General features: G+C 38.4%; 9 protein-coding genes and 1 pseudogene. 9 read left to right on the plus strand and 1 reads right to left on the minus strand.

Annotated features, from left to right (window positions below; genetic code table 11):
- The first annotated feature begins 14 nt into the window (after positions 1-14).
- The 9 genes and pseudogenes from RS130_RS13285 to RS130_RS13325 all read left to right on the plus strand — a co-directional run bounded on the left by RS130_RS13285 (position 15) and on the right by RS130_RS13325 (position 9,218).
- Positions 15-1,040, plus strand: coding sequence for a hypothetical protein (locus RS130_RS13285; protein WP_316026339.1), 1,026 nt, complete (start codon positions 15-17; stop codon positions 1,038-1,040).
- 822 nt (positions 1,041-1,862) lie between these two features.
- Positions 1,863-2,114 (plus strand): type II toxin-antitoxin system Phd/YefM family antitoxin, encoded by a 252-nt coding sequence (locus RS130_RS13290; RefSeq protein ID WP_316026340.1) that lies wholly within the window; start codon positions 1,863-1,865, stop codon positions 2,112-2,114.
- Positions 2,104-2,391, plus strand: coding sequence for a type II toxin-antitoxin system RelE family toxin (locus tag RS130_RS13295; protein WP_316026341.1), 288 nt, complete (start codon positions 2,104-2,106; stop codon positions 2,389-2,391). The genes RS130_RS13290 and RS130_RS13295 overlap by 11 nt, the downstream gene beginning before the upstream one ends.
- An 894-nt stretch (positions 2,392-3,285) precedes the next feature.
- Positions 3,286-3,981 (plus strand): FadR/GntR family transcriptional regulator, encoded by a 696-nt coding sequence (locus RS130_RS13300; RefSeq protein WP_316026342.1) that lies wholly within the window; start codon positions 3,286-3,288, stop codon positions 3,979-3,981.
- Between the two features lie 354 nt (positions 3,982-4,335).
- Positions 4,336-4,896: a hypothetical protein gene (locus RS130_RS13305; protein ID WP_316026343.1), complete on the plus strand. Its 561-nt coding sequence runs from the start codon at positions 4,336-4,338 to the stop codon at positions 4,894-4,896.
- A gap of 19 nt (positions 4,897-4,915) precedes the next feature.
- Entirely contained in the window at positions 4,916-5,950 is a 1,035-nt protein-coding gene (locus RS130_RS13310; RefSeq protein WP_316026344.1) for an alpha-1,3-galactosidase-related protein, read from the plus strand.
- A 291-nt stretch (positions 5,951-6,241) separates the two neighbouring features.
- Entirely contained in the window at positions 6,242-6,991 is a 750-nt protein-coding gene (locus tag RS130_RS13315; protein ID WP_316026345.1) for a sulfatase-like hydrolase/transferase, read from the plus strand.
- A 41-nt stretch (positions 6,992-7,032) separates the two neighbouring features.
- The gene (locus RS130_RS13320; protein ID WP_316026346.1) at positions 7,033-8,145 is read left to right on the plus strand and encodes an alkaline phosphatase family protein; all 1,113 of its coding nucleotides are present in this window, start codon (positions 7,033-7,035) and stop codon (positions 8,143-8,145) included.
- A gap of 130 nt (positions 8,146-8,275) precedes the next feature.
- Positions 8,276-9,218: pseudogene (locus RS130_RS13325) on the plus strand (IS481 family transposase).
- A 183-nt stretch (positions 9,219-9,401) separates the two neighbouring features.
- Here the strand turns inward: RS130_RS13325 and RS130_RS13330 are convergent.
- On the minus strand, positions 9,402-11,813 hold the full coding sequence (locus RS130_RS13330) for a beta-galactosidase (RefSeq protein WP_316026347.1): 2,412 nt from the start codon (positions 11,811-11,813) through the stop codon (positions 9,402-9,404).
- Positions 11,814-11,958: the final 145 nt, after the last annotated feature.

The following is an 11,958-nucleotide window of genomic DNA, read 5'->3' on the forward strand; positions in this document are numbered from 1 at the left end:
TAAAGGATTAAGCAATGGAGTCAATTCCACCATACAAAGGAAAGCCAACTGTTTACCTTGATCAGAATGTTTTAGATTTTTTCACGAAACAAGGGTTAGGTGAATTCGGCCAAATGCTTATAAAAGATTATCAAGTAGTTTATTCAGTTGAAACGCTCAAGGAAATTCGACGTTCTAAAGGTTTTGAAGAGGTTTTCCTTAACGTGCTTAAAGATCTTAAAGCTAACTATTTAAAATTAATTGTTGAGCCACCTAGCTTTACTATCACTGACAACGCCACAATAAGTGATCGTGATCCTTTTGTTGTCTATAAGGAATATTGTGAAAATATTGACGATGGTGTCGACATAGAATATGCAATGCAACAATGGCTGTTCAAATTCTCTGGTGGAAGAAAAGGCTATAGCATAAGTGATATTCATAATGAACAAATCTCTGCATTCTCCGAGCTAATGGGATCATTAATGGATAACTCTGACGAGTTTCCCGAAGAGACTCAAAGAGAGTTGCAAAGCTACACTCAGGAAATGATTTCCCAGTACAAAGCAACATTAGAAAAAACTGAACGCATGATGCTTGAGAATATCGAAGATGATAAAAATTGGGATGGCATTAAAGATTTCCGTTCACAGGTCGGAATTGGCCCCAAGCAACTCAATAATATTGAACCACCAAATGTACTTGTCAAAATTTGGGGTAAACTAAAAACTCTCCCAACTTATAGCCAAGCAAACATGGATATTGATGAGTTTTTTCAACTAAAGAAGAATCCTATCTACCCAGAACAGCCATATTTTAAACACCAAAAAGTGACGGGTATTTATAATATGTTAAACACTTTGGGGTATTATCCAGACTCAAAAGTACACAAAGAAAGACGATTTATTGCAGCAGCAAGTGATAATAGTCACGCATCTATAGCATCATTTTGTAATTTCCTTTTATCCAATGATGAGAATTTTATTAAAAAAGTTAATGCTGCATATGAGTATCTTGAAATACCGACAATAGCTAAACATGTGGTGTTCAAATATGCATAACACATATGAGTCTAAGGTTAGTCAATAGGTATTAGAGTGCTTTTGATCTTTCTTGCGAGTTCCTATTGAGACACCCATGAAATATGAGGTGAATGTTTGTTCGGGGTTTTAACGGATAAATAGTTCCTATTGAGACACCCATGAAATATGAGGTGAATGTTAGTTCGGGGTTTTAGCAGATAAGTGTTGGATCCCTGCTAACAACATGCAGGGATGACGGGCTTCGACGGCAAGCGCAGAACCCGCAGAACAGGTTTGTTTAAGAGTAAGCGTCCGGCGGTCCTACCTAGAGAGTTCCTATTGAGACACCCATGAAATATGAGGTGAATGTTTGTTCGGGGTTTTAGCGGATAAATGCTGGATCCCTGCTAACAATATGCAGGGATGGCGGGCTTCGACGGCAAGCGCAGAACCCGCAGAACAGGTTTGTTTAAGATTGAGTTTCATTGTCGGTTTAGAATTAACATGGGTGTCCTGATAAGCGATAGGTATTAGAGTGCTTTTGATCTTTCTTGCGAGTTCCTATTGAGACACCCATGAAATATAAGTTCCTATTGAGACACCCATGAAATATGAGGTGAATGTTTGTTCGGGGTTTTAACGGATAAATGTTGAATCCCTGCTAGCAACATGCAGGGATGACGGGTTTCGACGGCAAGCGCAGAACAGGTTTGTTTAAGATTGAGTTTCATTGTCGGTTTAGAATTAACATGGGTGTCCTGATAAGCGCTCTACCACGATTATCGCTAAATTAAGTTCTGGCTTAAAATTATAATTAGGTCTAAAATAAACACCGAATTTAGCACTTAATTGGTGGTTTTTATGAGACAAATTCTAGCTGACTGTTCAGCAAGTATTTCTGAGCTTAAAAAAAATCCAACGGCTTTACTTACTGAAGCTGATGGTTCTGCAATTGCGATATTAAATCACAATAAGCCTGCTGCATATTTAGTTCCTGCTGAAACCTATGAGTGGTTAATGGATGTAGTTGATGATTATGAGTTAGCGAAAGTTGTTGATGAGCGTCGCGGTGATTTATCAAAAGCTATTGAAGTTAATTTAGATGACCTATAAATTAAAATTTCTCCCTGCGGCTAAAAAAGAATGGGATAAACTAGCGGAACCTCTTAAAAAGCAATTTAAAAATAAACTTGCTGAGAGGTTGGAAAATCCTCATGTGCCGTCTGCTAAATTGAGAGGTTATGATTCGGTCTATAAAATTAAATTACGCACTGCAGGTTATCGGTTAGCTTATGAAGTAGTCGATAAAGAGATCGTAATTTATGTATTGGCTATAGGAAAGCGAGATAAAAATGCTATATATAAAAAGTTGGCATCTCGTTTGGTGTAATAGCGATAAAACAAGTAGTTCCTATTGAGACACCCATGAAATATGAGGTGAATGTTTGTTCGGGGGTCAGTAGATAAGTGTTGGATCCCTGCTAACAACATGCAGGGATGACGGGCTTCGACGGCAAGCGCAGAACCCGCAGAACAGGTTTGTTTAAGATTGAGTTTCATGCCCCCCAATTAAGACACCCATAACTGCACTCGGTGACAATCCTAATAAGATTTATTTTTATGGGGGTCTTAAATGTGACTTTTCATTTCCGAAGTATATTTATGCTTTTGTCATGACCCCCAATTAAGACACCCATAACTGCACTCGGTGACAATCCTAATAAGATTTATTTTTATGGGGGTCTTAAATGTGACTTTTCATTTCCGAAGTATATTTATGCTTTTGTCATGCCCCCAATTAAGACACCCATAACTGCACTCGGTGACAATCCTAATAAGATTTATTTTTATGGGGGTCTTAAATGTGACTTTTCATTTCCGAACTATATTTATGCTTTTGTCATCGCTATTCGTCGTTCTATGTGATGCTTAAAATCTGCTATCAAACTAGCTGCCAATCGCAATATACAACTGCAGTAAGGGATACTTAAATTAGTCAAAACGATTGTTTTAAGAGGGGGGCTGTATTTGTTTTTCTTTATGAAAGTGCATGGTTTAAATGTATTGATCTCAGTGTGTTGATGTCATTTTATATCAACTTAGTGGTTGGGATATTTAGGGTTATAACAATAATAAGGGCCTAGAGTTACATTGAGCATTATTCACTAAATGCTATTTTTTGTTTATTTTCTGCGGATAACCAAGTAAATTAGTCAAACGTTTGATTTTGAGTCGGGGAAGGTTAGTGAACGAAGCGAGTTTTTACAATTTGAAAGGCAGATCTATGATGACGTCAGTCTTATCTGTTCAAATTGCGAAAGAAATAGGACGTAGGATCATTGCGGGTTCGGTTGAAGTAGGGACTAAATTAGACGAATTCTCTTTAGCTAATCATTATCAAGTCAGTCGCCCTGTTATACGCGAGGCAAAACAAATTTTACTTAGCAAAGGGTTATTAGAAGTAAAACGCGGTATAGGAACTAGAATAAAAAAACGCTCTGATTGGATTATGCTGGATGATGATATTCTTGCTTGGCACTTAAACGCTCCTATTGATAAGTCTCGAGAATACTTGCTACCGCTACTAGAAGTCCGTTTAACCTATGAGCCAATGGCAGCATTCTGGGCCGCCCAAAGAGCGACCAAAGAAGACCAACTAAGTATTGAGCAAGCCTATCAAGTGGCCACTAGGCGCTACACTGACCCAGAAAATAGAGTCACCGCAGAAGCTAAATTTTATAGAGAAATAATAAACGCCGCACATAACGAGTTTTTGAGTGTAATGGAAGGGGTAACCTTCGTCAGTCATTTATTAAGTGAGAAAGTCATGGGTGGCAATTCTACTACTAGCGAAACATATCACGATATTTATTTGGCGATTTGCAATAAAGATAGATATCGCGCTAAACATCTTACCGAGCAATATATTAAAACAAGCATTGAAAAATTATCTAAATCAATGATTGGAGCCGTAGCCTAGTACTTCCTTAATCAAAATTGGGCTTTAATTATTGCAGGATTAGACAGAAACGTACCTGAGGATATGACTCACTTTTTTGAAAGCAGTCTAAACCCTCATTATAAATAGAATAGAAACTTGTGTTAGGAGAAATTATGAAAGGTGTGAAGTTTTTTTCGAGTGGCGTGCTAGGCGCAGCTCTTTTTTCAATATTGTACCAGTAGGCGCTATCTCTGATGCATATGCCGCTACTGAGATCTCTTCACGGGTCATGAATGCTGAAGATTATGGTATCAAAAAAATGACAAATCAGATAGCACATACAAGGTTATCAAGTTACTAGAAAAGGCTAAGCTGGCTGGCGCTAGTAAAATTGTGTTTCCAAAAGGGCGCTACGACTTTTATCCAACACGAGCCCAAGAACACTATTTGTTTGTGAGTAATAATGACGAGGGCTTGAAGCGGGTAGGTTTCCCCTTTGACAAAGTCAAAGGGTTAGAAATAGACGGACAAGGATCTGAATTTATTTTTCACGGTTTTATGAATCCGTTTTTAGTCAAAGATTCGAGTAATATTACTTTTAAGAATTTCTCTATCGATTTTGAAAGACCATTCCACCAAGAGGCTAAAATTCTAGCTACTGGTAAAGGTTTTATGGATCTCGAGTTTGGAGAAGAATTTCCCTACGTCATTAATCCAGCTGGTAATTTGGAGTTCATTGGTATACGAGAAATTCCACCGGGTTATCCAGTCTTTGAACGGTTAGAAAGCCGTAAAGATGTTGAAAAACGCTATGGTTATCAAAGCCTTTTAGAGTTTGATGTTAAGAAACGTGAAACCGCTTATATGGTAAAAGATTTATGGATAGGCAACGCAGTTCATGCTGAGCATTTACTCAGGCAAGCGGAGAGTAAGAATCAAACATTCAATGCTTAAAGGAACGGTTGGTAACATTATGACGTTTGCACCAGCTCGTCGTGATTATGTTGGTTTTACCGTTACCAGTAGTCAAGATGTGATTTTTGATAATGTGACTATTCATCACGCTGGCGGTATGGGGATCTTGGGAGAAAATTGTCACAATGTGACCATTCAAAATAGTGCCGTTACACCATCTGGCAATCGATATATTAGTACAACGGCTGACGCAACACATTTTGTGAACTGTACAGGTGAAATCAATTTAGTAAATAACTTGTTTGAAAACCAAAAAGATGACGCAACGAATATTCACGGGATCTATGCAATGGTTGACGCTTTAATTGATGATAAAACCATTGAAGTACGTGTACAGCATCCACACCAATATGGTTATCAGTTCATTGATAAAGGCGATACGCTTGAATTAGTTCAAGGGCCTAGCATGATCACCTATGGTCTTAATAAAGTGGCTGGCGTTGAGCAGATCAGTAAAGAAATCACGCGCGTAGTGTTTGAAAAAGTACTCGATCAGCGGTTTAAGGTTGGTGATTCAGTTGCTGAGATCCGTGACTACCCTGACGTGCTAATAAAAGGCAATACTATTCGAAGAAACCGAGCTCGTGGCATGTTGTTAAATTGTCGTGGTAAAACCATTGTCGAAGACAACTATTTTCATTCTCCAGGCGCCGCCATTTTGTTTGAAGGCGATGCAAATTTTTGGTTCGAACAAGGCGGTGTCAGTGATGTGGTGATACGTAACAATACCTTTGATAACTCTGTTTTTGGTGTTTGGGGGAACTCCGTACTGGATGTGGCTGCAGGTATCAGCAAGGAATATCAAGATACAGCTCGGTATAATAAAAATATCCTGGTGGAAGGAAATACATTCAACGTTTACGATAAAGGATTGATCTTAGATTTATTTTCTGTCGATGGATTAATTTTCCGTAAAAATAAAATCGTTAAAACAAATGCATATCCGGAACGAAAAATAGAAAAAGAATTTTTCAACGTTCAATATAGCGACAATGTTGTTATAGAAGACAATAATCAATTTATTGGTTTTTAATCGTCACATAAGAAGCGTGCAACTTTAAGGCGCACGCTATGCTTAATTTGTTATTAACGTAAATGAGTGATAACAGCTATTTTTAGTAGCCGGCAATTGCAGGGCAGAAATATTGTTTTGTGCAACAACAGGGCACTTTTCTTAAAGCGTGTTATTCCAATCTATACCCACAGTCGCCGATTGAAAAACGGTAGCTGTTAGCTAATACGACATGATAAGTCTTTGTATACCGTCAATACTAAGTTTTGGTGCGTATTATAAAGGCAAGTTTTACATAGCAAGGATAAATGTATGTTTTACCGATTAATTACCATTTTCATTAGTTTGTTTTTATTTTCGAATGCCATAGCAACTGAACTTCAAAACAAACCTAACTTTGTATGGTTAGTCTCTGAGGATAGTGGCAGAGAGTATTTTAACTTGTACGATAAACAAGGGGCCAAAACACCCAATATTGAACGTTTGGCTAAGCACGGGCTTATATTCGAAAATGCATTGTCGAATGCGCCTGTGTGTTCAGTTGCACGTTCGACTTTGGCGACAGGCGCCTATGCTTCACGTATTGGTGTGCAATATCACCGTGCATGGCAATATGCCGATTTACCTAAAGGTTTAATACCTATCAGTAAAATGCTAATGGATGATGGTTATTATGTCGCTAATAACTATAAAACAGATTATAACTTTAACGGTACGCAAACTTTTTGGCACGAAACCGGTAAAAAAGCCTCATGGAAAAAGCGTCAGAAAAATCAGCCTTTTTTCTTTATGAAAACCTTTGAAGTATCACATTCAAGTAGTTTACATTTTCCAGCTGAATACGTTGATACCAAAGATACCTATCATGATCCTGAACTAATTGATTTACCACCATATTATCCGGATACAAAAACGTTTCGATATACCTACGCACGTTATCTAGACAAAATCAAAGAAATGGATAGACAACTTGGACAAGTTGTTGATGAGCTTGCAGCGGACGGTTTACTAGAAAATACATTTATCTTTTTCTTCGGAGATCATGGTGGCCCTCTACCTTAGGCAGTAAAGGCTATTTATTTAATCGTGGTTTACATACACCCTTGGTAGTACGCATCCCTAAAAATTATGAGCACTTACTGGCTGAAGACATGCAAAGGTTGAGTGATTACAGAATCAAAGGGACGGTTAGCTTTATAGATTTTGCTCCAACCTTAGCTAAATTAGCGGGCCTTACCTCATTGGCTGAACACGATGGTGAAGCCTTTTTAGGTGATAACATTTCCTTGAAACAGTTGAATCAAAGAGATTATAGCTTTTCATATGCTGATAGGTTTGATGAACGTTCTAGTTTATTGCGCAGCGTGCACTTGAATAATTATCAATATATTCGTCGATATGAACCTTTTACACCTGACTCGTTATTTAATGCTTACAGAGCAAGGCAACCTGCATATCAAGAGTGGGATAAAATGTTTAAAGCTGGCCAGTTAACCCCCGTGCAAGCTGACTATTTTGAACCTAAACCAGCGGAAGCCCTTTATGATTTAGCAAAGGATCCACATCAAATAAACAATTTAGCGAAAGACCCAAATTATAGAAAACAATTGGCAAGCATGCGCTCAGCATTAAATAATCAAGTTAAAATATTGCCAGATGTTGGCTTTTATCCAGAGTCATATGTACTTGCTCAGAGTAATAGCAATATTGCCAGTTTTGGCCAACGTCATAAAAAAGAAATTAGTGCCTTAGTTGATATTGCAGACCTACAACTTCAGCCTTTTGCGCAAGTCAAAATGCAATTACAGCACTTGCTAAGTAAAGGAACGACATGGCAGAAATATTGGGCTCTTAATGTAGCAAGTCACTTTGGCGTTGAAGCAGTGAGTTTAACAGCGCAAGCAAACCAAATACTCAATTCAAATGCTAATACGCTAATAAAGGCTCGAGCGTTACAGTTCCTAACAATCGCTAGCTCATATAAACCGCAAGCTAAACTTATTGAACTTATTAAAGAAGCCTCGAGTGATATACAAGTGGTAGAGATCTTAAATATTGCTGCACAACTTAAAGATCTTAAAAACTTTGTTATAGATATTCCTATGCATTCAACATGGGTAAAACCGAATAAAAGTGACCCTGACTTTTTTCATAAAAACTCCAAATATAACATGATCGTAGATCGCATTCGTTTTTTAAGCGGTGAGTATGACTAGCTAATAGTTGTTCATGATAGAAGAATAAAGCTCCGATGGATGTTAAGGGAGGATGAAATTGTCGATTTGATAATTGGTGGTGGTATTGTTGTGTGATTCATAGACATCATTTCAATATACATAGTTCGCTATGAACAAAGAAATTAAACAGCGTTTAAAGTGGATTGAACTTACTAAGAAACCAATAATGCGGGCCTAGTTTGCCGTCGGTTTGGAATATCCAGTACCCACCCTTCGAAAGTGGTATACGCGATACAGAGAATAAGGCCCAGACGGCCTCCAGGACCTTTCTAGACGCCCGCACAGCTCTCCAAACACTAAAATTAATAATCGAATTGAAGAGGGGATTCTCAGCCTCAGAGAAGGCAGAAAGCTTGGTGCTAGAAGAATTCAAAATGAGCTTGTTCGCGAGCATAACGTTCACTATCGCTTGCTTTAATTCATAAAGTGCTGACCAAACATGAAGTAAAACCAGTAGTTTTTCAGCGGAAAAAAATAGACTTCATTCGATATCAAAGACCTATTCCATAGGTGACCGAGCTCAGATGGATACATGTAAAATTGCATCAGGAATTTATCAGTATACCGCTGTTGATGATTGCTCTAGATATCGCGTTTTGGACGTCTTCAAACGCAGAACGGTAGCAAATACTCATACCTTCATCGATAAGGTAATACAGGAAATACCATTTCCAATACAGCGAGTTCAAACTGATCGGGGAACTGAATTTTTTGCTGAAAAAGTACAGCGCAAATTGATGGAGCATGGCATTAAATTTCGCCCCAATAAGCCAGGCTCACCTCACTTAAATGGCAAAATTTAAAGGTCACAAAGAACCGACAAAGAAGAGTTTTATTCGACCGTTAATTTGAGTTTGGAAGAACTCAAATATGAAGCGTTACCTGAGTGGCAACATTACTACAATTGGCAACGCGCTCACGGCTCATTCAAAGGTAAAACGCCAATGGGTATTGTATGTGAACGCCTTGAACAAACACCGCTTTGGGAAGACGTTCACGCTAATTATGAAACTGAACGCATTCAGCTATCGAATTATCAGCGTGATCTTTAACTACGAAAAGTGAAATGATGTCTATGAATCACACAGCTTAAATATTAAATCTAGCATAGTGTTTCCATTGGCCGTCTTAGCTGCACCTTTCGTTTATTATTCACGTTATCAATCAAGTATAAGAAGATAGGCTTATTCGAACAACAATAACGCCTATCCCTGATTTATTATAAAACATTTAATTTACTGGGCCGTTATTTCAAGTAATAACACGCCTTCTGAAGCTAACTTGAATTCAGCGCCTAACTCGTTACTCGTGATTAAATCTTTTACCTTGAAGGATTGACCGTCAGCTAACGCAATATTGAGTTTGGCTGGGTTGTAACCCAAGTTGTAAATATTAACTAAGTAAGAGTCTGATTTATGTGGCACCACACGCCACATAACCGTTTTGTGGTCCGTGCCATTTTCTGCGGAAACCAATACTTTAGGTTGGCCGCTCTTTTTTACTTCAGCCAGTGCTGCTTGGCTAATTTTAGTAATGTCCTTGGTACCTAAAATGGTTAGCTTGCCTTTGCTTGCCGTCAATTTTTTCTGACGTTTCTCACCGTATTCGTTGAGGCTTAAGGCTTCGGAATTGTCTAAAATGACGTTTCCGCCGTTATCTAAATAGGTTTGTAATGTGGTAAATTCAGCATCTGTGACATGTGTATTGTTGTAAACTACAACCGTATCCCAAAGGCTGTTGTCTTGGGTTTTTATGATGTTTTCGGTGACATAACCTAAAGGTGTGCCGTTAAAAAATATGGCTTCATATAACTTTTTATTTTTAGTCATGTAATGATCAATGTTAATCGCCGTTGTTTCTGAATAAAACATGCGAATAGGGCGGCGCTGTTCACGTAATGCCACTATTTCTTCTGAAAAGCTATTCAGGTCATACATTACCTGTGTGTATTCGTTGCTAATATGTGGCTGCATATTATTAGAGCCTGCAAAGGAAGCAGCTAAAGCGGGGTCAAAGAACTTTAACGCTCCTTCTAACCGATCTTCTGGTGAGCCGTCTGGATCTCGCGCCCAAAACCATGCCATATTAGCGTCCATACCACTTAGGGTTGCCAGCCAATAAACACTGCGGATATAACTTGTACGTGGGTCTAGGTCTTTCCAATGAACAGAGGATAAAAAGTGAGATTCTGAGTTGATATTAATCTTATCGGGGGCAACAGATTCCATAAAGTCGTGAAACATACTGACACTTTGCCAGTCATATGGGTATTTAGTTAACCAATCTCCAGTTTTCTTATGCGGGTTAATACTCTTACCGCCATAAGATTTTGCATCATGGCCTACCATGGTTGTTAAAGTGCTTAAGGCTTCAACATCAATACCCCCTGTGCGAGCGTCACCCAAGAATGAAGGCGCGACAATTTTGATGTGCGTGTCTAATTCAGGGTTAACAGCGTGTAATTCAGATTGCATGAATTCAAACCAATCAATACCTCGGTCCATGTTGTATCGCATCCAGTCGTACCAAATCGGTTGACCTTTTAGCGCTTTGCTTATTGGTATTTCAATATCGACATCAGTGAAACTTGCAAATGACTTGCCCCAATTGGTATTTAACTGAGTAATATCACCGTTATACTTAGATGATAGCCAATCGCGGAATTTGTTTAGCGTGTATGAAGAGATGCCATTCATTTCTTGTAGTTTATACGCCCAACTGCCTTTTTCTGAATACCAATGAGGTTCATTGGCAAGGATCACGCCCAGTTCAGCTACTTTTTTATCTTTAAGTATTTTTGCGCCGTTACGTAGAATTTCTCCCCAATGTTTTCGTGCTCTTGGGTTGTCGATATCAAATCCGGTAAATAGTGAGCGTCCTTTATAAATTTCAGGCTCTTGTTTTTCAAGCCAATCAGGGATACCCATTAGCCAAGACATGACAAAACCAATATTGGTATCTGGGATATTGGTGAGTTTACTTAATTGCTTTTTATTGAGGCTACTGTCTTGATTGATGAGAAATGAATTGAGCGAACGTGAATGCATAGCTCCAATGTGATCGTTATAAAGTTCAGTATTCGTTAATGGTTGGCCGACCGTTTTGGAAAAATAGTCATAAGGGAAAACAGGTTTTCCTTTATTCACCAAAATGTTGTTGCCAGCAGCAGTATTTTGCCAATCAACTTTTCGTACAGGCCGTCGTTTAATTTCGCCGCGCATTTCTTGGCCTAGCGTATTAATTCCTTGGTTTAGGATTTCAATCACCTTCGTTCGCTCAAAATCAGGTAATTCGACTGCTAAACGTTGCTTTTCATTGGCATAGTATTTTTCGTAACCAAAAAGCCGCTCAATTGCTTTAGGGTTGGATTCATCCCAATTGGCAAAGGTTAAAAACTGCTCAGAGAACCATAAGGTGGTTTCTTCGCGAGTAACATCAATTCCTACTTTTTTGGCTTGGCTCATCATCGTTTGAAGGGTATTCATTTTCTCTCGGGCTTGCTGCTCCAATTCACTGGCAGGTAAAGTTATGGCGTTTGAATGGGCAAGAGTGGTTAATAAAGCTCGATCTTCTACATTATTTGAACACGCAAGCATGCATAAGGTTAAGCAGCTTATTAAGAGAATTTTAGGTCTGTTTTTATTCACAATTATCTCCATTGGTATTAAAAATTTTAAACTAAATTTAAGCAGTGCTAGAGTAGGGATGTACTGGGGGATGTTCTATCTCAATGGGTTAGATATTTTAAGAAAAGCATCAAAGTATTGATTTACTTCGATGCTTTATTCTTTA

This window comes from Paraglaciecola aquimarina (assembly GCF_032464635.1).
GTDB classification, from domain to species: domain Bacteria; phylum Pseudomonadota; class Gammaproteobacteria; order Enterobacterales; family Alteromonadaceae; genus Paraglaciecola; species Paraglaciecola aquimarina.